This window comes from Aureimonas psammosilenae, assembly GCF_009176975.1.
Taxonomy (GTDB): Bacteria; Pseudomonadota; Alphaproteobacteria; order Rhizobiales; family Rhizobiaceae; genus Plantimonas; species Plantimonas psammosilenae.
In genome coordinates this window covers 101453-124822 of record NZ_WEZG01000006.1, presented here as the reverse complement: position 1 = coordinate 124822, position 23370 = coordinate 101453, and the positions used below count along the sequence as shown (strand labels likewise).

Annotated in this window: 28 protein-coding genes and 1 pseudogene; 14 read left to right on the top strand and 15 right to left on the bottom strand. The window is 65.9% G+C overall.

Translation table 11 applies throughout. The features are described from left to right. The first annotated feature begins 142 nt into the window (after positions 1–142). From F9929_RS12870 to F9929_RS12860, 3 genes are all read left to right on the top strand, one after another. Positions 143–1285, top strand: coding sequence for a mechanosensitive ion channel family protein (locus F9929_RS12870; protein ID WP_152046984.1), 1143 nt, complete (start codon positions 143–145; stop codon positions 1283–1285). A gap of 70 nt (positions 1286–1355) precedes the next feature. Then, positions 1356–2111, top strand: a complete 756-nt coding sequence (locus F9929_RS12865; protein ID WP_152046983.1) for a sulfite exporter TauE/SafE family protein — start codon at positions 1356–1358, stop codon at positions 2109–2111. Positions 2112–2227: 116 nt separating this feature from the next. Then, positions 2228–3499: an acyltransferase family protein gene (locus F9929_RS12860; protein ID WP_193227743.1), complete on the top strand. Its 1272-nt coding sequence runs from the start codon at positions 2228–2230 to the stop codon at positions 3497–3499. A 26-nt stretch (positions 3500–3525) separates the two neighbouring features. Here F9929_RS12860 and trmD read toward each other — a convergent pair whose 3' ends face one another. The 4 genes from trmD to ffh form a co-directional block, all read right to left on the bottom strand. Beyond that, positions 3526–4212, bottom strand: coding sequence for a tRNA (guanosine(37)-N1)-methyltransferase TrmD (gene trmD, locus F9929_RS12855; RefSeq protein ID WP_152046981.1), 687 nt, complete (start codon positions 4210–4212; stop codon positions 3526–3528). Beyond that, a complete protein-coding gene (gene rimM / locus F9929_RS12850) occupies positions 4209–4769 on the bottom strand; it encodes a ribosome maturation factor RimM (protein ID WP_152047117.1) in 561 nt (186 codons plus the stop codon). Before rimM ends, trmD begins: the two co-directional genes overlap by 4 nt. A gap of 139 nt (positions 4770–4908) precedes the next feature. Further along, entirely contained in the window at positions 4909–5286 is a 378-nt protein-coding gene (gene rpsP, locus F9929_RS12845; protein ID WP_152046980.1) for a 30S ribosomal protein S16, read from the bottom strand. A 67-nt stretch (positions 5287–5353) separates the two neighbouring features. Continuing rightward, a complete protein-coding gene (gene ffh, locus F9929_RS12840) occupies positions 5354–6913 on the bottom strand; it encodes a signal recognition particle protein (RefSeq protein WP_152046979.1) in 1560 nt (519 codons plus the stop codon). A gap of 418 nt (positions 6914–7331) precedes the next feature. Between ffh and F9929_RS12835 the strand changes: the two are divergent. The 3 genes and pseudogenes from F9929_RS12835 to F9929_RS12825 all read left to right on the top strand — a co-directional run. Then, positions 7332–7739 (top strand): annotated as a pseudogene (locus tag F9929_RS12835) (VOC family protein); the annotation flags it as partial. Further along, positions 7717–8154 carry a DUF1428 domain-containing protein gene (locus tag F9929_RS12830; protein WP_328595991.1) on the top strand — a complete coding sequence of 146 codons (438 nt, stop codon included), beginning with the start codon at positions 7717–7719 and terminating at the stop codon, positions 8152–8154. The pseudogene F9929_RS12835 and the gene F9929_RS12830, both read left to right, overlap by 23 nt. Before the next feature lie 148 nt (positions 8155–8302). Then, positions 8303–8806, top strand: coding sequence for a YciE/YciF ferroxidase family protein (locus F9929_RS12825; protein WP_152046977.1), 504 nt, complete (start codon positions 8303–8305; stop codon positions 8804–8806). Positions 8807–8852: 46 nt separating this feature from the next. On the opposite strand, the gene F9929_RS12820 is transcribed toward F9929_RS12825, so the two are convergent. Then, positions 8853–9125 carry a hypothetical protein gene (locus F9929_RS12820; protein ID WP_152046976.1) on the bottom strand — a complete coding sequence of 91 codons (273 nt, stop codon included), beginning with the start codon at positions 9123–9125 and terminating at the stop codon, positions 8853–8855. A 142-nt stretch (positions 9126–9267) separates the two neighbouring features. On the opposite strand from F9929_RS12820, the gene F9929_RS12815 reads away from it, so the two are divergent. The 8 genes from F9929_RS12815 to F9929_RS12780 all read left to right on the top strand — a co-directional run bounded on the left by F9929_RS12815 (position 9268) and on the right by F9929_RS12780 (position 17975). After that, a complete protein-coding gene (locus F9929_RS12815; protein WP_152046975.1) occupies positions 9268–9969 on the top strand; it encodes a dihydrofolate reductase family protein in 702 nt (233 codons plus the stop codon). After that, positions 9966–11039, top strand: coding sequence for an MBL fold metallo-hydrolase (locus tag F9929_RS12810; protein ID WP_235919252.1), 1074 nt, complete (start codon positions 9966–9968; stop codon positions 11037–11039). The genes F9929_RS12815 and F9929_RS12810 overlap by 4 nt, the downstream gene beginning before the upstream one ends. 79 nt (positions 11040–11118) lie before the next feature. After that, on the top strand, positions 11119–12525 hold the full coding sequence (locus F9929_RS12805; protein WP_235919250.1) for an APC family permease: 1407 nt from the start codon (positions 11119–11121) through the stop codon (positions 12523–12525). A 43-nt stretch (positions 12526–12568) separates the two neighbouring features. Further along, positions 12569–13474 carry a diaminopimelate epimerase gene (gene dapF / locus F9929_RS12800; protein ID WP_152046974.1) on the top strand — a complete coding sequence of 302 codons (906 nt, stop codon included), beginning with the start codon at positions 12569–12571 and terminating at the stop codon, positions 13472–13474. Then, positions 13471–14757 carry a tRNA (N(6)-L-threonylcarbamoyladenosine(37)-C(2))-methylthiotransferase MtaB gene (gene mtaB, locus F9929_RS12795; RefSeq protein WP_152046973.1) on the top strand — a complete coding sequence of 429 codons (1287 nt, stop codon included), beginning with the start codon at positions 13471–13473 and terminating at the stop codon, positions 14755–14757. The genes dapF and mtaB overlap by 4 nt, the downstream gene beginning before the upstream one ends. Next, the gene (gene ftsY / locus F9929_RS12790; protein WP_152046972.1) at positions 14750–16453 is read left to right on the top strand and encodes a signal recognition particle-docking protein FtsY; all 1704 of its coding nucleotides are present in this window, start codon (positions 14750–14752) and stop codon (positions 16451–16453) included. The genes mtaB and ftsY overlap by 8 nt, the downstream gene beginning before the upstream one ends. Before the next feature lie 46 nt (positions 16454–16499). Next, complete coding sequence (locus tag F9929_RS12785; protein WP_152046971.1) at positions 16500–17168, top strand: septation protein A; 669 nt, start codon at positions 16500–16502, stop codon at positions 17166–17168. 66 nt (positions 17169–17234) lie between these two features. Then, complete coding sequence (locus F9929_RS12780; protein ID WP_152046970.1) at positions 17235–17975, top strand: tellurite resistance TerB family protein; 741 nt, start codon at positions 17235–17237, stop codon at positions 17973–17975. Here F9929_RS12780 and F9929_RS12775 read toward each other — a convergent pair. From F9929_RS12775 to ccmA, 10 genes are read right to left on the bottom strand one after another with little or no spacing between them, the layout of a single operon-like run. Further along, on the bottom strand, positions 17972–18538 hold the full coding sequence (locus tag F9929_RS12775; protein ID WP_152046969.1) for an NUDIX hydrolase: 567 nt from the start codon (positions 18536–18538) through the stop codon (positions 17972–17974). The genes F9929_RS12780 and F9929_RS12775 overlap by 4 nt on opposite strands. 4 nt (positions 18539–18542) lie before the next feature. Next, positions 18543–18836 carry a type II toxin-antitoxin system RelE/ParE family toxin gene (locus F9929_RS12770; protein ID WP_193227742.1) on the bottom strand — a complete coding sequence of 98 codons (294 nt, stop codon included), beginning with the start codon at positions 18834–18836 and terminating at the stop codon, positions 18543–18545. After that, positions 18833–19132 (bottom strand): type II toxin-antitoxin system ParD family antitoxin, encoded by a 300-nt coding sequence (locus F9929_RS12765; protein WP_152046967.1) that lies wholly within the window; start codon positions 19130–19132, stop codon positions 18833–18835. Before F9929_RS12765 ends, F9929_RS12770 begins: the two co-directional genes overlap by 4 nt. A gap of 41 nt (positions 19133–19173) precedes the next feature. Beyond that, positions 19174–19755: a DsbE family thiol:disulfide interchange protein gene (locus F9929_RS12760; RefSeq protein WP_235919249.1), complete on the bottom strand. Its 582-nt coding sequence runs from the start codon at positions 19753–19755 to the stop codon at positions 19174–19176. Beyond that, on the bottom strand, positions 19752–19922 hold the full coding sequence (gene ccmD, locus F9929_RS24450) for a heme exporter protein CcmD (protein WP_152046965.1): 171 nt from the start codon (positions 19920–19922) through the stop codon (positions 19752–19754). Before ccmD ends, F9929_RS12760 begins: the two co-directional genes overlap by 4 nt. A gap of 10 nt (positions 19923–19932) precedes the next feature. Beyond that, on the bottom strand, positions 19933–20694 hold the full coding sequence (locus F9929_RS12750; RefSeq protein ID WP_152046964.1) for a heme ABC transporter permease: 762 nt from the start codon (positions 20692–20694) through the stop codon (positions 19933–19935). Positions 20695–20705: 11 nt separating this feature from the next. Further along, positions 20706–21170: a GNAT family N-acetyltransferase gene (locus F9929_RS12745; protein WP_152046963.1), complete on the bottom strand. Its 465-nt coding sequence runs from the start codon at positions 21168–21170 to the stop codon at positions 20706–20708. Next, positions 21167–21955: a trans-aconitate 2-methyltransferase gene (gene tam, locus F9929_RS12740; RefSeq protein ID WP_152046962.1), complete on the bottom strand. Its 789-nt coding sequence runs from the start codon at positions 21953–21955 to the stop codon at positions 21167–21169. The genes F9929_RS12745 and tam overlap by 4 nt, the downstream gene beginning before the upstream one ends. 6 nt (positions 21956–21961) lie before the next feature. Continuing rightward, the gene (gene ccmB, locus F9929_RS12735; RefSeq protein ID WP_152046961.1) at positions 21962–22615 is read right to left on the bottom strand and encodes a heme exporter protein CcmB; all 654 of its coding nucleotides are present in this window, start codon (positions 22613–22615) and stop codon (positions 21962–21964) included. Next, positions 22612–23301: a heme ABC exporter ATP-binding protein CcmA gene (gene ccmA, locus F9929_RS12730; RefSeq protein WP_407922231.1), complete on the bottom strand. Its 690-nt coding sequence runs from the start codon at positions 23299–23301 to the stop codon at positions 22612–22614. The genes ccmB and ccmA overlap by 4 nt, the downstream gene beginning before the upstream one ends. Positions 23302–23370: the final 69 nt, after the last annotated feature.

Below are 23370 nucleotides of genomic sequence, written 5' to 3'. Positions count from 1 at the left end.
GAGGAACGCCGCGCACATAAACTTTCGCGCGCGCTTTGTCGAGACGGGCCTTGCGGGGAGCGCATGGCAGCCAATCAGGCCGAAACGGGGAACCGTGCCTGCCGCGATGTCTTGCTCTTTTCGCAACTGCGAAGGGGATTTCATGAACAACGCACTTGCCGCCCTCGAACGCGACCTGTCCTGGCTGCCGGACTGGCTGGTCAGCGCCACCTTCATCGGCGCGGTCACGCTTCTTTCCTGGTGGCTGCACACTGTCCTGTTCCGGATGGTGCTGCGCATCACGGCCAATCGCAGCCTGTTCACGCGCTCGCTCGTGTCGCGCACGAAAGCGCCGACGCGCCTCGCCTTTCTGACGCTTGCCGTCGCGCTGTCGGCTTCCGCCGCGCCGTTGCCGGCGACGGGCGCGGTGTTCGTCCATCAGGTGACGTCGGTTCTCCTGATCCTCCTCATCGGCTGGGTGGCGCGAACCACGCTTCACATCTGGACCACCATCCACCTCAGGCGCTTCAAGCTGGAAGCGGAAGACAACCTTCTCGCCCGCAAGCACGCCACGCAGTCGCGCATCCTCCAGCGCGTCGCCGAAACCCTGATCGTGATCGTCACCCTGTCGGCGGCGCTGATGACCTTCGACGGGGTGCGCCAATACGGCGTCAGCCTGCTCGCCTCGGCGGGCGCGGCGGGCATCGTCGCTGGTCTCGCGCTTCAGCCCATCCTGAAGAACCTCGTGGCCGGCATCCAGCTCGCCATCACCCAGCCGATCCGCATCGACGACGCGCTTCTGGTCGAGAACGAGTGGGGAAACGTGGAGGAGATCACCTCGACCTATGTCGTGGTGCGCTTGTGGGACTGGCGCCGGCTCGTAGTGCCCTTGTCCTACTTCATCGAGAAGCCGTTCCAGAACTGGACGCGCGAGGGCGCGGCCCTCATCGGCACGGTGATGCTTTATACCGACTTCACCGTGCCTGTGGCGCGGCTGCGCACCAAGCTGGAAGAGATCGCCCACGCCTCGCCGCTTTGGGACGGCAAGGTGGTGAATCTGCAGGTCACCGACTTCACCGAATCCTCCATGCAGATCCGCATGCTGGTCAGCGCCAAGAACGCGCCGCGCACCTTCGATCTGCGCTGCGAGGTGCGCGAGAAGATGATCGGCTTCCTCCAGGAGAACTTTCCGCAAGCCTTGCCGCGCACGAGAGCCGATCTCTCGGCTCCAAGGGAAGGGGAGAACGGGCATGCCGGTCCCCATCGTCTCGATGGAAAGCTTGGGCCCGTCGCGCTCAACGGCTGAGGCTTGCTTTCGGCGGCGGCGGTTTCTATCGCCTTCAGCGCTACCCCCGCCGCCGGACCCGTCCCCTGCCATGCCGCTTCTCGAAATCCTCGGCCTGTTTCTGGCGGGCTTTGCCACCGGCGCGGTGAACGCCGTCGCCGGAGGAGGGACCTTCATCTCCTTCGGGGCGCTGACGCTCGCCGGGGCGCCGGCGATCTCGGCGAACGCCACCTCCTCCATCACCCAGTTTCCCGGCTACGTCACCTCGACGCTCGCTTATTGGGGCGACATCCGACGCATGTGGCGCGGGGCGCTCGTGCTCGTTCTCGTTTCGCTCGCCGGATCGCTCGTCGGCGCGCTGATCCTTCTGTCGCTCGACAACCCGCAGTTCCGCGCCCTCGTCCCCTGGCTGCTTCTTGCCGCGACCGCGCTTTTCGCCGCCGGCCCCTGGCTGAAGCCGCGCGCCGTCCATGCGCAAGAAGCCAAAGCCGGCAAGGGCATCGCCGCCCCGCTCCTGCAGTTCCTGACAGCGATCTATGGCGGCTTCTTCGGGGCCGGCATGGGCATCATGATGCTGGCGACGCTCGGCCTGAGCCAAGGGGGCGAATATCATCGCCTCAACGCTCTGAAGAACCTTCTCGCCACCACGATCGCGCTTGTCGCCATCGTGGTTTTCGTGGCGGGCGGCGTGGTGGACTGGCCGTCGGCGCTGGCGATGATTCCGGGCGTGGCCTTGGGCGGCTGGTCCGGCGTCTTCGCGGCTCGGCGCCTGCCGGAGATCTATATGCGCGGCTTCGTGATCACCATCGGCTTGCTTTTGGCTGCCTATTACTTCATCACGCGTTGATGATTGGCGTGGCGATCCTTGCCGACACTTCGAGATAGTGACATTCGATCGCTAGAAATCGAATGTTGCCTTCGTGCATCAAGCCTTGTTTCGGTAACCTAAAGTCCGGAATGTGGTTGACTGTCGAATATGGTCTGGTATTACATCCAGCTTACCGAGCGGAACATTCGATCGTTGCGCTTCTCGAACGATTTCACGCTTCCGGTTCTGCCGACTCCTCGCGGCGGATGGGAAGATTTGACCTCTCAATCGCGTTGCGCTGGATCGTCATGCGAAATCAGATCGCCAATCTCCAAGGTCTTCGCGCATTCGCCGCCATCATCGTAGTATATTATCATCTTCAGGCGGTGTTGAACGACAATTTTGGCACCAGTCTGGACAATAGCTACGGCGCCTATGGTGTCGATGTCTTCTTCGTAATCTCGGGCTTCATCATGTTCTTTACGAACGCGAAGCTCAACAAGCGGGCCGATCAGTTCATGCTGAATCGCGTGATCCGCATCATGCCGCTTTACTGGCTGGCGACCTTCTTTCTGCTGCCATTCTATCTTTTGGGATTTCACCCGAACGGGTTGAATTATCTCGATACCGAGTTGTTCGTCAAATCGTTGTTCTTTATTCCCGGTGTCTTTCCGGATGGGCGACAGGATCTTGTTCTGTCGCTCGGCTGGACGCTGATGTACGAACTGTTCTTCTATATCGCCTTCGCGTTGACCTTCTTTCAACGCTCGCTGACGAAATCGCTTTGCACGCTGACCGCTGTTTTCGGCTTGCTTGTCCTGTCCGGTTTCGTTGTTGAATCGTCGGCCTTTTTCGTTTCCTTCGTTCAAAGCAAGATCATTCTGGAATTCCTCTTCGGCGCCGCCTTCGCGGTTCTCTTTCTGCGCTTCGGCGACGAGGCTGTTTTCCGCAGCGTTCCGCTCGGCACGGTGCTGGTCATCCTCGGCCTATTCGCTCCGCTCGCGATGTCCTTCTACTTTCACGACGAGATGCTCGAGCCCGAAGGGCTGCGCTACCTCTTCTTCGGTATCCCGGCGTTTTCGCTGGTGGCGGGCGCCGTGATCCTGGAAAATGCAAACCTTCGGCTCCAAGCTTCCAGCGTGCTTCTTTTGGGAGCTGCGAGCTATGCACTCTACCTGTTCCATCCCGTTCTGATCCACGGCACCGTGAAAGTCGTCGCTGCGTTGCGGCTCGCGTCGGACGGATGGGGTGCGGCCCTCGCGACTTTGGCGGCGTTTGGCGTGGCGGTGGTCGGTGCGGTTGTCATACACCTTCTCATCGAGCGCCCGATCCTCGCGATCGGCCATCGACTGACGTCCCCGCGTTCTGGCGGGAACGCCGCGCCAGATCGAAGTCGGTCAAGCCAAGAACGCTTGATAAGTCTGTAGTCAAGGTCGGCTGGCCGGCCTTTTCCTCAGGAGCGGTTGAGAAGATCCGGCCGGCGGTCGCGCGTCAGCCGCTCGGCCTCGGCCTTGCGCCATTTCGCGATCGCGCCATGGTCGCCCGAAGACAGGACAGGCGGGATTTCGCGCCCTTCCCAAGAAACGGGCCGCGTGTAGTGCGGGTGTTCGAGAAGGTCGTTCTCGAAGCTTTCGGTGTTCCCGGATTCCTGGTTGCCCATGACGCCCGGAAGAAGGCGCACCACGGCGTCGAGAAGGGTGAGAGCCGCCATCTCGCCGCCCGACAAAACGTAATCGCCGATCGATACCTCTTGAAGGTTCCGGCCCTCGATCACTCGCTCGTCGACGCCTTCGAATCGCCCACAAACGAGGACGAGGCCCGGCCCGGCGGCCCATTCGCGCACTTCGGCCTGCCGAAGCGGACGCCCTCGCGGGCTCATCAGGAGGCGCGGGCGCGAATCGCCCGCCGGCGAGGCGGCGTCGATGGCGCTGGACAAAACATCGGCGCGCAACACCATGCCGGCGCCCCCGCCGGACGGCGTGTCGTCCACCATCCGATGCCGCCCGGTGCCGAACTCGCGGATATGCGTGGTTTGGAGCTGCCAGTCGCCGCGCGTCAGAGCTTTACCGGCGAGCGAGAGCCCAAGCGGGCCCGGAAACATTTCCGGATAAAGCGTCACGACGGAGGCGCGAAAGCTCATCGGGTCGGGGCTCCGTCCTCGCCGGGCTCCGGCTTGGCCTCGACGAGGCCTGCCGCGACGGGCTCCACCACGATGCGCTCCCCATCCAGATCGACCTCCGGCACGGCGGCTTCGGAGAAGGGGATCATCACGCTCTGCCCACGCTCGGGGGCGATCTCCAGAATGTCGCCTGCGCCGAAATCATGTACGGCCACCACCGTTCCGACGGCCTCGCCCGCCACCGTCACGACCTGAAGACCAACGAGGTCGGCGATATAGAAGTCGTCGTCCTCCTCGTCTTCCGGCAGGCTGGAGCGGTCCACGAAAAGCTCGGTGCCGTTCAGGCGCTCGGCTTGGTCGCGGTCGCGCACTTCCTCGAAGCGGACCACCACGACGTTCTTCTGAATGCGGGCGGACAGGACGGTGTAGCGCGCGCCGCGCTTGTCGAAGAGCGGGCCATAGGCGCCGAGATCCTGCGGTTCGGCGGTGAAGGATGACACGCGGCATTCGCCCTTCAGCCCATGCGCGCCGCCGACGATGCCGAGAAGAACGGGATGGGAAGGTGCGGTGTCGGCCAAGGGCGTCGAGATCCGGCTGAGGTTTTTGGATGGAAAGGCGTAGTGCCCGGCATCGCCGAGCCCCGTCAAGCGGCGGCCCCGCAAAAGCAAACGGCGCCCGAAGGCGCCGTCCGCAAGATGTTCGGCAAGAAAGAACCGATTACTCGGCCGAAGCGGCGGCCTCGGCAGCCTTGGCGGCGGCGTCTTCAGCGCGCTTCTGGCGCTCGGCGACGCGCTCCTGCGCCTTCTTGCCGGGCTCGCCCTTGGTCGGGTTGCTCTTGGTCTCGCGGGTGGCAAGACCGGCCTTGTCGAGGAAGCGCAGGACGCGGTCGGTCGGCTGCGCGCCGACGCCGAGCCAATGCTGAAGACGGTCGGCCTTCAGCGTCACGCGCTCGGCGTCCTTCGGCAGCATCGGGTTCCAGGAACCGACCGTCTCGATGAAGCGGCCATCTCGGGGGCTGCGGGCATCGGCGACGACGACGTGGTAGTAGGGGCGCTTCTTGGAGCCGGCGCGGGCGAGGCGGATCTTCAGGGACATTTCTAAGGCTTCCTATCTGTCTTCAAGTGTTGTGTTCGGGGTGTTGCGAGACCGGCGCGGGGCCGGCCTATCTCTTCTTGCCCGGCAGACCGGGAAAGCCGTTGCCGAGGCCCGGCAAACCGCCAGGGCCGCCGAGGCCAGGCGGCAGGCCGCCCTTGGGCAAACCTGGCAGGCCGCGCGCTTCGGCCATCTTGGCGATGTCTTCGAGCTGCTTGGGGTCGAGCTTCGACAGGTCCGGCATTCCGCCGCCGCCCATGCCGGGTGGGAGACCCATCTTGGAGCCGAGGCCCCCCATCAGCTTGCCCATGATGCCGGCGCCCTTGCCGCCCTTGCCGGACATGGACTTCATCATGTCGGCCATCTGGCGGTGCATCTTGAGAAGCTTGTTGATGTCGGCCGCGTCCGTGCCCGAACCCGCCGCGATGCGCTTCTTGCGGCTATGCTTCAGGAGGTCGGGATTGGCCCGCTCCTTCGCCGTCATGGAGGAGATGATGGCGAGCTGGCGCTTGAGCAGCTTGTCGTCGAGCCCGGCGGCGGAGATCTGGTCCTTCATCTTCGCCATGCCGGGCATCATGCCCATCAGGCCGCCCATGCCGCCCATCTTCTGCATCTGGCCGATCTGCTGCGCCAGATCGTTCAGGTCGAACTTGCCCGACTGCATCTTCTTGGCCATCGCCGCGGCTTTTTCCGCGTCGATGGTTTCGGCGGCGCGCTCCACGAGGGAAACGATGTCGCCCATGCCGAGAATGCGGTCGGCGATGCGTGCGGGGAAGAATTCCTCCAGCGCGTCCATCTTCTCGCCCACACCGATCAGCTTGATCGGCTTGCCGGTGACGGCGCGCATGGAAAGCGCCGCGCCGCCGCGCCCGTCGCCGTCGACGCGGGTGAGGACGATACCCGAAATTCCGACGCGGTCGTCGAAGGAGCGGGCAAGATTCACCGCGTCCTGGCCGGTCAAGCTATCGGCGACGAGAAGGATCTCGTGCGGGGCCGAGCGCGCCTTGATCTCGGCCATCTCGGCCATCAAGGGCTCGTCGATATGGGTGCGCCCGGCGGTGTCGAGGATGAGGACGTCGTAGCCGCCGAGCTTGGCGGCCTGGGCGGCGCGGCTGGCGATCTCGGTCGGGCCCTGGCCGGCGACGATGGGAAGCGTCGCGACGGAGACCTGCTCGCCGAGAATGCGGAGCTGCTCCTGCGCGGCGGGCCGCCTCGTGTCGAGCGAGGCCATCAGGACGCGCTTGCGCTGCCGTTCGGTGAGGCGCTTGGCGATCTTGGCGGAGGTCGTGGTCTTGCCCGAGCCCTGAAGGCCGACCATCATGATGGTGACGGGGGCGGGGGCGTTGAGATCGATCGCCACCTGATCGGAGCCGAGCAGGCTGACCAGCTCGTCATGGACGATCTTGACCACCATCTGGCCGGGCTTCACCGATTTCACGATCGCCGCGCCGACCGCCTTCTCGCGCACCCGGTCCGTGAAGGAGCGCACGACTTCGAGCGCGACGTCGGCTTCGAGCAGCGCGCGGCGCACCTCGCGCAGCGCCGCGGCCACGTCGTTGTCGGACAGCGCACCGCGTCCGGTCAGGTTGTTGAGGATCGAGCCTAGCCGATCCTGGAGCGAGTCGAACATCAAGTTCCGCCTTTGGTTCTTGCGCTGATCGGCGGGACGTGGCCACGAACCGCCGAACGCACAAGAGAAACACCGCAACAGACAAAGCGGAACCGCATCCGCGGGCGATACTCGCTGGCGGATGGTGACCTCCGGGCGGCTGGTTCAACATTTTGTTGACGACAGGGACCCGGTCGGTGGCTCGCGGACAATGATGTCGCGGTTTGTGCGGGGCTAAAGCACGAAATTCGCCTGCAAGTCAAATAAGAGACGACCGGAGTGGTCGGCGTCCCTTCGCCGCCTTACAACTTACCTAACGTTAATACGGTGATCCGGCCCTTCAGCGCGTCTTCCCACGCTTCAAGGCTCCGGTTCGTCGTGACATCATGCGGGCAAGAAGGACATGGCGCGATAAGCCATGCGAGGAGGAGCCGCAGTCATGCCCAAGCTGATCTTCGTCAATCTGCCGGTCGCCGATCTGAAGCGCTCGATCGCCTTCTACGAGGGCATCGGCGCGACGCGCAATCCGCAATTTTCCGACGACACCGCTGCTTGCATGGTGGTGTCCGACGTGATCCACGTGATGCTTTTGACGCACGAGAAGTACCGGCAGTTCACCTCGAAGGAGATCGCGGATGCGCGGCGGGTCAGCGAGGTCCTCCTTTGCGTGTCGATGGACAACCGCGAGGCCGTGGACGCTGCCGTGGCAGAGGCTGCGGCCGCTGGCGGCGACCCCGATCCGACGCCGACGCAGGATTTCGGCTTCATGTACGGCCGCTCCTACGAGGACCCGGACGGCCACATCTGGGAAGTCATGTGGATGGATGTCGAGGCCGCCGCCAACGCGATGGCCCATCAAACCCCGAAGCCCGTGGAGGAGGAGAGAAGCGATGAGCTACATGGACGGATTCGTGGTCGCGGTGCCAGAAGCCAACCGGCAGGCCTATCGGGAGATGGCCGAGCGAGCCTGGGAGGTCTTTCGCGATTATGGCGCCTTGCGCATGGTCGAATGCTGGGGAGATGACGTGCCGAACGGCAAGGTGACCGACTTTCGCGGCGCGGTGAAGGCCGAGGAAGGGGAAGTGGTGGTCTTTTCCTGGATCGAATGGCCCTCCAAGGAAAAGCGGACCCAGGCGCATCCGAAAGTCATGGACGATCCCCGGATGAAGGCGGACGCGATGAAGACCATGCCTTTCGATGGCCAGCGCATGATCTATGGCGGCTTCGAGCCGATCCTCGATCTTTCCGCCGACCGGCCGTAAGCCGGGCGACGAGGGAAGGGCGGGCGCGCAAGTTTGTCGGAAACCTTCTTCCGCGTTTCGGCATTCGGGGAGGGATGAACGGGGCCGGCCGAGGCCGGTCCCCGGTGCAACCGTTCCGACCGGACGATCCGAGCAGGGAGAAACCTCGATGGGCCTCTTTTCCAAGGACGTGAAGACGCTGGACGATCTCTTCGTTCACACGCTTCAGGACATCTACTACGCCGAGAACCAGATCACCAAGGCGCTGCCGAAGATGATCGAGAAGGCGACCGATCCGCTGTTGAAGCAGGGCTTCGAAATCCACCTCCGCGAGACCGAAAACCAGATCAAGCGTCTTGAACAGGTGTTCGAGATGCATGGCCAGAAAGTGAAGGCCGTCACCTGCCCGGCGATCGACGGCATCATCAAGGAAACCAACGAACTGGCCGGCGAGATCGCCGACAAGGAAGTTCTGGACGCCGCGCTGGTCGCCTCCGCGCAGGCCGTGGAGCATTACGAGATCACCCGCTACGGCACGCTGATCGCCTGGGCCAAGCAGCTCGGCCGCGCCGACTGCGCCAGCGTCCTTCAGCAGAATCTCGACGAGGAAAAGGCGACCGACCAGAAGCTGACCTCCATGGCCGAGTCCAAGGTCAACCGTCAGGCCGCCTGACATCCAATGATCGAACGAGGCGCGGGCGTCGCTTCCCGCGCTTTTTTCATGCCGGCCAGAAGATGTCGGCGCGAAAGTCCTCCGGCAGTGGATCGAGCAGCTTCAGACGCTCGGCGGCGAACTCGATCTGCATCTTGAGATAGCGCATCGAGGCCGGCATCGGCACGCCCGTCGCCTTTTCGCGGGCCGCCCATTCCTCGTAGCCGCTGCGGCGCAAGCGCCGGGCCGCTTCCGCGTCGAGCGGATGGCGCGGGGAAAAGCGTGACGGAAAGGCGACGACGTTGCCGCCCGATACGTTCTGGCCGATCCCGCTATCCATGGCCTCACCCCGAAAAGACCCGACGGCCAAGAGGCTCGCTCCCGCCGCTGGCGCGAGGCTTGTCGCCGCGCCGTATCCTTGTCCGTTCCGGGCGCCCTAGTTCGCCATCCATGTATCCGAGCATCAGGAAGACGCCTCGCCCATGAAGCCCCACGTCCTTTGCCACATGGTGTCCAGCATCGACGGGCGCATCCTGCACGAGCGCTGGCGGCCGAATGCCGATGCGGCGTCCGATCTGTTCGAGACGATCCACGACAAGCTCGGCGGCGACGCCTGGGTCGTGGGCCGCGTGACGGGGCAGGAATTCGCCAAGCGGAGCGAGCCCTATCCCAAGGGCGAGGGCGTCGGCTTCGCCCGTGAGGATCACCTGCCGAAGCGCGGTGCGGACGCTTACGGCGTCGTTCTCGACGCGGCCGGTAAGATCGCCTGGGGCCGGGCCGATATCGGCGGCGATCCGATCGTCGTGGTGTTGACGGAAGACGTGTCCGACGCCCACCTCGCCGGGCTTCGCAGCGACGGGGTCGGCTATCTCTTCGCGGGCAAGGACGAGATCGACCTCGCGCTTCTCCTCGCCAAGCTGGAGGCCGCGCTCGGGGTGAAGCGCCTTCTTCTGGAAGGCGGGGGCGGGGTCAACGGCTCGTTCCTGCGCGCCGGCCTCGTGGACGAGATCAGCCTCGTCGTCTGCCCGGCGGTCGATGGAGCGAAGGGCGCGCCGGCCGTGTTCGACTCAAGTGACGAGATGGAAGGTGCGACGGCCGGGGTGCGGGGGCTTGCGCTCGAGTCCCACGAAGTGCTGGACGGCGGCGCGGTCTGGCTGCGCTACAAGGTCGAGCCGACGGCGTGAAACCGTTCCGCAACCCTTATTTTTCCGGCCCGCCATCCGACCATTTCGACGGGCACCGCTTCTTCAATCCGGGCGGCGAGATGCCGGCGAATCTCGGCTCGATCCTGCGCTGGCAGTTTAGCGGCGGGCGCGAGAAGTGGGCCCCGCGTGTCGATCACTCGGTCCCGCGCGACAAGCCGCCGGCGGCGGTTTCGGGCGATGCCTTGCGCGTTCTCGCCATCGGACACGCGAGCTTCCTCTACCAGACCGGCGGTCTCAACATCCTGGTCGATCCGATCTTTTCCGAGCGCTGTCCGTCCCGTCTCGGGCCGCAACGTCACAACGAGCCGGGCGTCGCCTTCGACGATCTGCCGGACATCCACGTCGTCTGCGTCACCCATTCGCATTACGACCACATGGACCGCGAAACGCTGGAGCGCCTCCAAGACCGCTTCGCCCCGCGTTTCGTCGTACCGCTCGGTTGCGACGTGCTTCTGCAAAGCTGGCGCAAGGACGCGAGCGTTTCCGCGCATGACTGGTTCGACCGCGTTTCCCTCAACGATCACGTCGCGGTGACGCTCGATCCGACGCATCACTGGTCGGCGCGCGGCGTCTTAGACCGGCGCATGACGCTTTGGGCGAGCTTCGTCTTCGAAACGCCCGCCGGCCTCGTCTACCATATCGGCGATACCGGCTTCTTCGGCGGGCGGAACTACCGGGCCGCGCGGGAACGCTACGGCCCGCCGAAGCTCGCGGTGATCCCGATCGGCGCTTATGCGCCGCGCTCCGTCATGCGCCCGCAGCACCAGGACCCGGACGAGGCGGTGCGGGGCGCGCTGTTCCTCGGCGCCGAATTTTCCCTCGGCAGCCATTGGGGCACGTTCCAACTGACCGACGAGGAGGTCGGCGATCCGCCCAAACGCCTCCAGGCCGCGCTCGGGCGCTGGAACCTGTCGTTTGAGCGCTTTCGCGCGGCGCCGCCCGGCTTTGTCACGGAGCTGCCGATGCGGATCGATGCACCGATGCCGCCGGAGCTCCACGAGACCCCGGAGACCGTCGCCCCCACGGTGCACGAACCCGCGCCATCATGACGTAAAACCGGCCTTCGCCCTTGTCCTGCCTCCACTCTGCCGCAATTCCATAGGTGGCAAGCGGTTGGGAGTTGAAGCCATGGCGAGTGCGACGGAGGTCGGGACCGACGAGGGCCGGGCGGGCGAGCCGAGCCTCGTGCGCGTCATGGGCCCCTGGCTGCTGCTTCTCTTCATCGTCGGCGATATCCTCGGCACCGGCATCTACGCCCTGACGGGGCAGGTGGCCAAGGAAGTCGGTGGCGTCGTCTGGCTGCCCTTCGTGGTGGCCTTCGCGGTCGCGCTGATGACCGCCTTCTCCTATCTCGAACTCGTCACGAAATATCCGCAGGCGGCCGGCGCCGCGCTCTATACGCACAAGGCCTTCGGCATCCACTTCGTCACCTTCATCGTCGCCTTCGCGGTGATGTGCTCCGGCATCACCTCGGCGGCCACCGCCTCGCGGGCCTTTGCCGCCAACTTCTCCACTGCCTTCGATCTCGGCCTCGAAGGCACGGTCGGCGTGACCGTCGTGGCGCTCGCCTTCATGGCCATCCTCGCCGCGATCAACTTCCGGGGCGTCGGCGAAAGCGTGAAGGTCAACGTCGTCCTGACCGTGGTGGAGCTCACCGGCCTTCTCATCATCATCGCCATCGGGCTTTGGGCGCTGGGGCTCGGCAACGGCGATTTCTCAAGAGCTTTCGAGTTCCAGCCGAATGCCGAGAAGGGCATGTTCTGGTCGGTGGTCACCGGCGCGACGCTCGCCTTCTTCGCGATGGTCGGCTTCGAGGACTCGGTGAACATGGCGGAAGAGTGCAAGGACCCGCACAGCATCTTCCCGAAAGTGCTCCTGACCGGCCTCGGCCTCACCCTTGTCATCTATGTGCTCGTGTCGATCACTGCCGTCGCGCTCGTGCCGGCGAACGAACTCGGCGAAGGCGAGACGCCGCTCCTGAAGGTCGTCTCGGCCGGCGCGCCGGGCTTTCCGCTTTGGGTCTTCGGCCTCATCACCATGTTCGCCGTCGCCAACACCGCGCTTATCAACATGCTGATGGCGAGCCGCCTCATCTACGGCATGAGCCGCGAGCGGGTGCTGCCGCCGGTTCTCGGCAAGGTCCATGCCGGCCGGCGCACGCCTTGGGTCGCGATCCTCTTCACGACGCTTCTCGCCTTCGGCCTCATCACCTTCGTCGGCGGAGTGCGCCAACTGGGAGCCACGACGGCGCTTCTTCTTCTTTGCGTCTTCACCGTGGTGAATGTCGCGGTTCTGGTGCTGCGCCGCGATCCCGTCGACCACCAGCATTTCCGCACGCCGACCTTCCTGCCCATCCTCGGCGCGCTTTGCTGCGCCTTCCTCGTCGGGCCATGGACGGGGCGCGATCCGGTGCAATACGCCATTGCCGGCGTGCTCCTCGCCATCGGTGTCGCGCTTTGGGGCGTCACCGTGCTTCTCAACCGCGCGAGCGGCCGGCACGTGGGCGAAGGCGGCATGAAGGGGCTGGCGAAGTAGGGCCCCGCTGGCATTCGGAGGGGCGATCGGCCATATAGCCCGCATGGCTTCCGCAAGCGCAGCTTTCCACGGCGTTCCCTTCGCGCGCATGAACGGGCTCGGCAACGAGATCCTGGTCGTGGACCTGCGCGGCACGGGCAAACGCATCCAGCCCGCCGCCGCGATCGCGCTCGCCGGACGGGCCCAGACGCACTTCGATCAGATCATGGCGATCCACGATCCCATCTCGCATGGGACGGACGCCTTTATCCGCATCGTCAATTGCGACGGCACGGAAGCTGGCGCTTGCGGCAACGGCACGCGCTGCGTCGTCCAGGCTCTCGCATCCGAGACGGGGCGGCGAAGCTTCACCTTCGAGACGAAAGCCGGCCTGCTTCTGGCGCAGGAGCGCGAGAACGGCCTGATCTCGGTCGATATGGGGCCGCCGCGCCTCGGTTGGGCCGACATCCCCTTGGCGGAGCCCTTTCACGACACCCGCGCCATCGAACTCCAGATCGGGCCGATCGACGCGCCGGTGCTGCATTCGCCCTCCGTCGTGTCGATGGGCAACCCGCACGCGATCTTCTGGGTGAAGGACGACGTCTGGTCCTATGCGCTGGACCGCTTCGGGCCGATTCTCGAAAACCATCCGATCTTTCCCGAGCGCGCCAATATCTCGGTCGCGCGGGTGACCGCGCCGGACACGCTCGACCTTCGCACCTGGGAGCGCGGCGCGGGCCTCACCGGCGCCTGCGGCTCGGCCGCCTGCGCCGCGGCGGTCGCGGCGGCCCGCACCGGGCGAACGGAGCGTGAGGTTCGCATCACCGTTCCGGCCGGCGGCGAGCTTCTCCTCGAATGGCGGGACGACGATCATGTCGTGATGACGGGTCCAGCCGAATGGGAATGGTCCGGCCGGCTCGATCCCGAAACGGGTGATTTCAGGCGCGATTCCGAAACGGTTCCGACATGAGCGGCGTCGAGGTCGTTTCCTTCGGCTGCCGGTTGAACGGCATCGAAGGTGCCGCGATGAAGCGCGCCGCCGAGGAAGCGGGTTTGGGAGAGGGGCGCCGGGCGATCCTCGTCAATTCCTGCGCGGTGACGGGAGAGGCGGTGCGCGACGCCAAGCGCGCCGTGCGCCGGGCCAAGCGCGACCATCCGGATGCGCTCGTGGTCCTTTCCGGCTGCGCAGCGCAGGTTTCCCCGGCCGAGTTCGCGGCAATGCCGGAAGTCGATCTCGTTCTCGGCAATGCCGAAAAGCGCGTAGCGCAATCCTATCGCGGCCTGCCGGATTTCGGCCTCGCGGCGGAAGAGAAGATCCGCGTCGACGACATCTCCTCCATTCGCGAGACCGCGCCGCACATCGCCGAAGTGGTGGACGGGCGAACGCGCGCCGTGGTCGAGGTGCAGAACGGCTGCGACCATCGCTGCACCTTCTGCATCATCCCCTATGGCAGGGGCAATTCGCGCTCCGTGCCGATGGGCGCGGTGGTGGAGGGCATCCGCCGCCTTGTGGGCGAGGGCTGCGCCGAGGTCGTCCTGTCGGGCGTCGACCTCACCAGCTACGGCGCGGACCTGCCGGGGGCCCCCAAGCTCGGCGCGCTCGTCCAGGCGATCCTGCGGCATGTGCCCGATCTCCAGCGCCTGCGCCTGTCCTCCATCGACAGCGTGGAAGCCGACGAGGCGCTTCTCGACGCGGTGGCGGGGGAGGCGCGGCTGATGCCCCATCTCCACCTGTCGCTGCAATCGGGCGACGACATGGTGCTGAAGCGCATGAAGCGCCGGCACAATCGCGACGACGCCGTTCGTTTCTGCGCCGAGATGCGCGCCCGCCGGCCGGACATCGCTTTCGGCGCGGATCTCATCGCCGGCTTCCCCACCGAAACCGATGCGATGGCCGAGAACACGGCCGCCCTCGTGGAGGATTGCGGCCTTTCCTTCGTCCATGTCTTTCCCTTCAGCGCGCGCCAAGGCACGCCCGCCGCGCGCATGCCGCCCGTGTCGCCGGCGCTCGTGAAGGAACGGGCGGCGCGTCTTCGAGCAGCGGCCGATGCGGCGCTCCAGAAGCACCTTTCCGCCCGAACCGGCAGGGCCGCCGCCATCCTCGTCGAGAACGGCGGGCGCGGCCGGCTGCCCGATTTCACCCCCGTCCACATGCCCTTCGGCGAACCGGGAACGGTGGTCGGGGCGTGGATGGATGGCCATGACAACCGGCGTCTCCTCGCCATTCCGTTGAAAGCGAGCGTTCATGGCTGAGGGCTTCTTCCGCCGCATCTTCTCCTTCGGTACGAACCGCGCCGAAACGCGACCGGCCGACGAGCCGCCACGCCCGCTGGAAGAGACGCCCGCGCCGGTGGAGGAAGCCCGTCCGCTCGAAGCCGAGACCATCGCCAGCGCCGAAGCCCCGTTGCCGCAGTCCGGCGCGGCCGACCCCTTCGACGCGCCGCCGGCAAGTGCCGCGGAGAACGAGCGGCCGGTTGCCGTCGAGGAGCCCGCGCCCGAACCGGGCGCTGCCGCCGCCGAACCGAGCCCCGAACCCTTGCCGCCCGAGCCTCTCCCGGAAGAGGGGCCTGCCGTCCCGACAACCGAGCCCGAGCCGGAACCCGAAGTCGCGAGCGAAGAGCCCGCTTGGCTCGACCCGAACGCGCCGGAACCGGCCAGCGACTTTTCCTGGCTGGACGAATCGAAGCCTGTCGATGAACCGGTCGCGCACGAGCCCATCGCCGATGCCGCGCCGGAAGAGCTTTCCGAACCGGAAGAAGCACCCTACGCTCCGCCGCCGCTGACGGTGGAAAGCGCACTCGCGCCCCAGCCTTTCGTGACCCGCGACAAGCGCGACGAGTTCTCCTGGCTCGATGCCGACGCGCCGCTTCCCCCGGAGGAAGAGGATCGCCAAGCCGACTTCTCCTTCCTCGATGCGCCCGCCCCGCGCGAGGCCGGTCCCCGCACCTCCACCGGCGAAGCGGGCTTTCGCCTTCGCGACGACGCGGCGGCCGAAGCTCCGCTTCCCGCGCCCGTCGTCCGTCAGAGATTCATCGAGCGGATGCGCGCCGGCCTTCAGCGCTCGTCCGGGCAATTGTCGGCCTCCATCACCTCGCTTTTCTCCAAGCGCAAGCTCGACGAGGAAACGCTGCAGGACTTCGAGGATGTCTTGATCCAGGCCGATCTCGGGGTGGAAACCGCGATGCGGATCACCGGCCGCCTGTCCCAAGGCCGCTTCGGCAAGGAAGTGTCGGGGGCCGAGGTGCGCGCGATTCTGGCTTCCGAAGTCGAGGCCGTCCTCCATCCCGTCGCCCTGCCGCTGGAACTGGATCTGGAAAAGAAGCCGCATGTCGTTCTCGTGGTCGGCGTCAACGGTACCGGCAAGACCACCACGATCGGCAAGCTGACGGCGAAACTCACGGCGGCCGGGCTGAAGGTGACGCTCTGCGCCGGCGACACCTTCCGCGCCGCCGCCATCGAGCAGCTCAGGATCTGGGGCGAGCGCACCAATTCGCCGGTGATCGCGAAAGCCATCGGCGCCGACGCGGCGGGCCTTGCCTTCGAAGCCTATGACGAGGCGGTCGCCAACGGCTCCGACATTCTCATCATCGACACGGCGGGCCGGCTCCAGAACCGCACCGAGCTGATGGACGAGCTGGCCAAGATCGTGCGCGTCCTCAACAAGCGCGACCCGGACGCGCCCCATACGGTGCTCCAGACGCTGGATGCGACCACGGGCCAGAACGCGCTTTCCCAGGTCGAGATCTTCCGCAACGTCGCGGGCGTCAACGGCCTCGTGATGACCAAGCTCGACGGCACGGCGCGCGGCGGCATTCTGGTCGCCATCGCGGCCAAGCATAAGCTGCCGGTCTATTTCATCGGCGTCGGCGAGGGGATCGACGATCTGGAGCCCTTCCGCGCCCGCGATTTCGCAGAGGCGATCGCCGGCACCGCGCCCGCGACGGCCTGAATTCCGTCGACTTGCCCTGGCAAGGGCGGAATCAAAGGACAGCGCCATGACCGAACGCATCATCGAGGCCAAGCCGAATTCTCCCGAGCGCCCGGCTTTGAAGCCGGGCCTCAAATTCGCGCTGGAACTGGGGCCCCTCCTCGTCTTCTTCTTCGCCAATTATCGCGGCGAATGGCTCGCCTCGCATTTTCCGGCGTTGGCCTCGCTCGGCGGGCCGATCTTCATCGCCACCGCCCTGTTCATGGTGGCGACCGTCGTCGCGCTCGCCGTGTCGTGGACGCTGACGCGCACCCTGCCGATCATGCCGCTCGTCTCGGGCGTCTTCGTGGTGCTTTTCGGCGGCTTGACGCTCTGGCTGCAGAACGACGTCTTCATTAAGATGAAGCCCACCATCGTCAACGGCATCTTCGCCACGATCCTTCTCGGCGGTCTCTTTCTCTTCAACCGCCCGCTTCTCGGCTATGTCTTCGACGGCGCCTTCAAGCTGGACGACGAGGGCTGGCGCAAGCTCACGCTTCGCTGGGGGCTGTTCTTCGTGGTTCTCGCCGTCATCAACGAGGTGGTGTGGCGTAACTTTTCCGAGAACTTCTGGGTGAACTTCAAGGTCTGGGGCACGATGCCGATCACCATGGCCTTCATGTTGTTCCAGATTCCGCTTTTGAAACGGCACGAGATCGGGACACCGGACAAACGCGTCTTCGGGAAGAACGACTGAACTCTACCGGTCGCCCGCTTTCCTTCCCATATGCGACGGAACACCGCCATCGTGGGAGACAAAGACTTGATCGACGTCCAAAAGCTTCTCGGCCAGTTCCTCGGGTCGCAGCATTCCTCGTCGGGGCATCATCGCCCGAACACGCATGGAGGCGGATTGGGGCAGGGCGGCGGTTTCTTAGGCGGCTCCGGCGGATCGGTCGTTTCGGCGGCGCTCGCGAGCGGGCTCGCCTCGAAGCTCTTCCGCGCCAAGGGGCTCGGGTCGATGGGTGGCTCGGCCGGCCGATACGGCTCCGCCGCGCTTGTCGCCGGGCTCGCCTACAAGGCGTTCCAGGCCTACCAGCAGAACCGCGGCAGTCCCGCCGCCAATGCCTCCGTCCCCGCGACAAGCCAGGGATTCGGTGAACTGCCGCAGGCGGCCGGCACGCCCTTCCTGCCAGAGGGCCAGGAGGACCGGCGGGCGCGGTTGATGCTGTCCGCCATGATCGCCGCCGCCAAGGCCGACGGCTATATCGACCAGGCCGAGCAGGAAGCGATCTTCGGCCGCATCGACCAAGCGGGGCTCGACGCGGAGGAGAAGGGCTATCTCATGGACGAGATGAGGAAGCCCGCTTCGATCGACGCGCTGGTGGCGGAGGTTCGCGGGTCCGAGGAGGCCGTGGAAGTCTACACGGCCTCGCTTCTGGCGATCGATCCGGATCATCCGGCCGAACGCGCTTATCTCGACCTTCTCGCCGCGCGGTTGAACCTCGATCCAAGCCTCGTGTCCGAAATCCGCCGCACGACGGACGCGGCTCGCGCTTCCTAAAGGTCCTCGTCGCTGAGCTTCTCACCGGAGGGGAGGCGGTCGCCCGCGTCGCCCTCCGGGTTGTTGAAAGGCACCGGCGGCGCACCGCCTTCTGCCTCCGCATCTTGGCGGAGCGCCCAATGAACGGACGGAAAGGCGAGTTCGTCCCAAGGGATGTCGGCGAAGGGAAAGAGCTTCAGCTCCAGCGTTTCCTGCCCCGGCGCGAGGTGAGGATCGGCCAGCGTCGCGCGGAAGATCAGTTGCACCTGGCTGATGCGCGGCACGGAATAGATCGCCAGAAGGCGTGAGATCGAAATCCGGGCGCCCGCCTCCTCGAAGGCCTCGCGCGCCGCGCCGCCTTCCGGCGTTTCGTTCAGTTCCATGTAGCCGGCTGGGATCGTCCAGAAGCCGGAGCGCGGCTCGATCGCCCGGCGGCAGAGCAGCACCATACCCTCGTGGCGGATCACCGAGCCGACCACGATCTTCGGGTTCTGATAATCGACAAAGCCGCAATGGTCGCAGATGCGGCGCTCGTGCTCGTCGCTTGTCGGAACGCGGAGGGAGAAGGAGGGGGCGAGGGTCATGCGCTCAGAGATGGCGTTCGAAATCCATCCGGGAATGTAGGATGCGCAGGATCAAAAGGTCGCCGTTGTCGTCCAAGCGGCTGAAGATGCGGTGGCTGCCGCTGAGGTGAGAGGTACATTCCCGGGAAGAGAAATTCTCGTGACGAACGGGTTTCCGGCCGTCGAGGACAGCTTGGCAGCTTTCCCGGATCGCACGCAGGTAACGCTCCGCCTGCGGTTCGCCGAAGCGGTCGGCCGTGTAGAAGAAGATGTTCGCAAGATCGCGGCGCGCAGCCGTTTGAAGGATGACTTCGCTCAACGTTTGCGCGTCTCCCTTTCGAGCTTCAATTCCGAAATGAGTTCATCGACATCGAACGGCCCGGCGATGCCGCTTTCTTCGCCCTCGCGGATCGCCTCTTCCAGAGCCTCCCGCGTCCAGACGGGAGCCGGCCCGAAATCGAGCGTGTCGATGTCGTCGTTCTGTTCCCGGCGTTCGAGAAGCTCGATTCCCGCCTCGAAGACCTCTTGCAGGGAAGCGTAGCGACCGGAGGCGGTCTGCTCCTCGATGAAACGCTCGACATGATCCGTCAGCCGGACCGATGCTGTCTTCGCCATGGCGGTTCCCTCCGATCGAATGCCGCTATCATAACGCTTCCTCACGGCGTTTTCGAGTTGGCGACGGCCTTCTCCAGCGCCGGCAGCAGCCCCGTTTCCACCGCCCTCCTGTCGAACGGTCCGGTCTGCTTCCACAGGATGCGCCCGTCCGTGCCGACGAGGAAGCTTTCGGGAACGCCGTAGACGCCCCAATCGATGGTGGAGCGGCCGGCTTCGTCCGTGCCGATGGCGGCATAGGGGTTGCCGAGGCCTTGCAGGAAGGACAGGGCAGCGTCCGGCCGGTCCTTGTAGTTGATGCCGACGAGGCTGAAACGCGCGTCCTTCGCCAGTTCCATGAGGATCGGGTGCTCCTCGCGGCACGGCCCGCACCAGGAAGCGAAGACGTTGACGAGCACCGGCTTGTCGCCGGGCACCGTCAGATCGAGGCCCGGCTTCTGCGAACCGGGAAGGGCGGCAAGGACGGTTTTGGGGGCCGGCGCGCCGATCAGGGCTGACGGGATCGCCGCCGGATCGTGGCCGGACAGAAGCTGCGTCGCGAACACGGCCGCCAGCCCCACAAAGGCGAGGAGCGGCAGGAAGACGAGGATGGACGGCCGCCGCCGTTCCCCCGACTCGGCGCTCACGGCGTTTTTCCGGCCGAGCGGCGGCGATGGCCGCCGGCTTCCAGGCGCTTCAACTCGCGGCGCTTGGCTCTCGTGCCGGCGAAGATCCATGCCGCGAGGAGTGCCAGCACCAAGCCTGAAATGGCGTAGGCCGACAGGACATAGGCGGAATAGTCGCCCCCGTTCATCGAAGCCGCCTCACCCTTCCGCCCGCGCCAAGGCGAGCCGCTTCAAGGCCCGGATGCGCCGGTTCAGGATCTCGGTGCGCATGGCGGTGAGATGAAAGGCGAGAAACAGGAGCGTGAAGCCGAGGCCGGACAGGAGAAGCGGCGTCAGGTAGACCGCCGGCATGGACGGGCCGCCCATCCGCATCACGCTGGCCGGCTGATGCAGCGTGTTCCACCATTCCACCGAGAACTTGATGATCGGGATCATCACGAAGCCGGTGATGGCGAAGACGGCGGCGGGGCGGCTGGAGCGCGCCGGGTCCTCGAAGGCGCGGCCGAGCGCCATCATGCCGAGATACATGAGGAACAGGATGAAGACGCTGGACAGGCGCGCGTCCCATTCCCACCACGTGCCCCAGGTCGGCCGGCCCCAGATGGAGCCCGTCACCATGGCGAGAAGCGTGAAGGTGGCGCCGAGCGGCGCGGCGCTCTTCAAGGCGACGTCCGCCACCGGATGACGCCAAACGAGCGTGCCGAGGCCGGACGCCGCCATCGCCGTCCAGGCCATCATCGCCACCCAGGCGAAGGGTACGTGGATGAACATGATGCGCACCGTTTCGCCCTGCTGGTAGTCGGCTGGCGCGCTTGCCCCGAGCCAGAGCGCAGGGAGGAGCACCAGGGCGGCAAGGCCGTAGAGAAAGGGCTGGACGCGGGCCGATAGCTCGAGAAAGCGCGTCGGATTGGCGAGGGCGCCGATCCGCGTCGGCCGGATGGGGGCGGCGATGTCACTCATGAGGCCCAAGCTTAGAATGAGTCCGGCGTGGCGGCAAATGCCGCGGCCCGTCGCGTCGTGGCGTCGATCCGCATCGCCATGCCGATGGATTTCGGCGTCACCGGGGCGAAGCCGAACTTGGCGTAGAGATGCCGGGCGTCGCCATCGGCGATGAGGCTGACATAGGCGCTGTCCGGCGCGTTCTCGTCGAGCCAGGAAACGAGGGCGCCGAAAATGCGCTTGCCGAGGCCCCGGCCCTGATGCGGCGGCTCCACCGCCATGTCGACGATCTGGAAGAAGCAACCGCCATCGCCGATCACCCGGCCCATGCCGATCACCTTGCCCTCATGCCGCAGGACAACGGCGAAGAGCGTGTTGGCGAGACCCCGCCGTGCCGCCTCGGCGGTTTTGGGCGACAAGGGCGGGACGGTGCGAAGGCGCAGGTAATCCTCCACGGAAGGCGTTTCGGAAACGAGAACGTAATCATCAGGCGTCATGCGGCTCGTCCGATCTTCTGCGCGACGATGAAAAGGCGCGGGAAATGGAGAAGGCGTGTCCCATCGGCGCGCGGAGGATAGGCTTTCTCGATTCGCCCAAGATAAGCGCGGATGAAGGCTTGGCGCTCGGCTTCGTCGAGAGGGTCGAGAAAGGGGCGCAGGCCCGTCGCGCTCACCCATTCCACGATGGCCGCAGCGTCCTTCATCACGTGGCCATAGGTCGTGCGCCAGATGTCCACCTTGGCGCCCTTGGCCGCGAGGATGTCGTAATAGGCTTCCGTTGTCAGAATGCGCGCCCGAACATCGTCGGCCCGGCCGATACGTGCGGCCCATGGCCCGTCCGACGCCGCCTCCCGCATGGCGCGGTGCGAGGGCTCGTCCAGATTGTCCGGCATCTGCACGGCGAGGACGCCGCCGGGCGCGAGCCTTTCCAACAGTTTCGGGAACAGCGTCGCGTGATCCGGCACCCATTGCAGCGCGGCGTTGGCGTAGAGAAGGTCGGCGGGCTCATCGGGTTCGAAGGCAGCGATGTCGGCGCGCTCGAAACGGGCATGAGGCAAGCGCTTCCTCGCCGCCGCCAGCATGTCGTCCGACGTGTCGATCCCCGACAAAGCCGCTTGCGGGAAGCGCTCTCGAAGAAGTTCCGTCGAGTTGCCCGGCCCGCAGCCGAGATCCACGACTCTTGCCGCTGCCTCCAGGGGAACGCGCGCCAGAAGCTCGCGGGCAGGGCGCGTCCGCTCGTCGGCGTAGCGAAGATAAAGCGCGGCGTTCCAGTCTTCGGCCATCGGCACTCAGTCTCCTGCGGAGCGAAGGGCGGCGGCGGCGGCCAAAGGGCCGAGAACGCCGGAAAAAAGGGTCAGGGCAGCCAGAATCGCGAAAGGCGCCGCGAAGGGCGCGGGATCGCTGAGGGCACCATAAGCGGCGGAAGTTCCGAAAATGAGAACGGGAAGGGCGAGCGGCAGCACGAGCACCGACACCAGAAGGCTGCCGCGCGGCAGCGCCACCGCGACCGCCGCGCCGACCGCGCCGATCAAGGTGATGGCCGGCGTACCCACCACGAAGGTCAGCATGGACGCGGCGATGGCGGTGGGTTCCATCCCGAGAACGAGGCCGAGAAAGGGAAGGCCGAGCGCCAGAGGCAGGCCGGTCGCCACCCAATGGGCGAGCACCTTTACCAGAACCACGAGGGGGAGCGAATGGCCGGAGGCGACCAGAAGGTCGAGCGTGCCGTCCTCGCGGTCGGCCTGAAACAAGCGGTCGAGGGTGAGAAGCGTCGACAGGAGAGCGCCGATCCAGAGGATCGCGGGGCCGAGCCGGGCGAGAAGCCGCATGTCGGGCCCGAGCGCGAAGGGCATGGTGGCGACGACGGCCAGAAAAAAGACGAGGGCGAGCGGCGCGCCGCCGGAAAGGCCGAGGCGCAGGTCGCGCAGAAACAGGGCCTTCATGCCCAGGCATCCTCGGCAAGGGTGGGGGAAAGAACGGCCGGTTCGAGGCGCATCTCCCGCGCCGGGATGCCGAGCGGGAGATGCGTCGCCGCGATCACGATCCCGCCTCCGTCCAGGTGCTGCGACGCGATTCGCCCGAAAAGCGCCTGGGCACCGGAATCGAGCGCGGATGTCGGTTCGTCCAGAAGCCAGACGGGGCGATGGGAAACGAGAAGACGGGCGAGCGCCGCCCGGCGTTGTTGGCCCGCCGACAGATAGGCGAAGGGCAGGGAGCCCGCGCCGTCGAGCCCGACCGCCGCCAGCGCCTGCGCCGGATCGCGCCCCTTCCCGCCGAGAAAGCGCATCCAGAACAAGAGGTTGGCTTCCACGGTTTCGCCGCCTTTCATCCCATTGCGGTGCCCGAGATAATGCGCGGCTTCTCCGAGATTTGCCGCCGGCTCGCCATCGGCCCCGTCCAGTCCCTCGAAGGCGATCTGGCCGGAGCCCGGCGGCAGGAGGCCGAAAAGCGTGCGCAGCAGCGTCGATTTGCCCGCCCCGTTCGGGCCGGTGACGGCCAGCGCCTCGCCCGCTTCCAGCGCGAAATCCACCGGGCCGGCGACCGGCGTGGAGCCCCGGGAAAGCACCAGTTGCGCCCCGGAAAGGCGCGCCGGCTTGCGTGGAGCTTCCAAAATCCGCCGATGCCGCACCCGAACGCCCTTTATAGCGATTCAAAACTTGCCTATAAGGCGAACCAACCACGCCAGCGACCGGAGTGG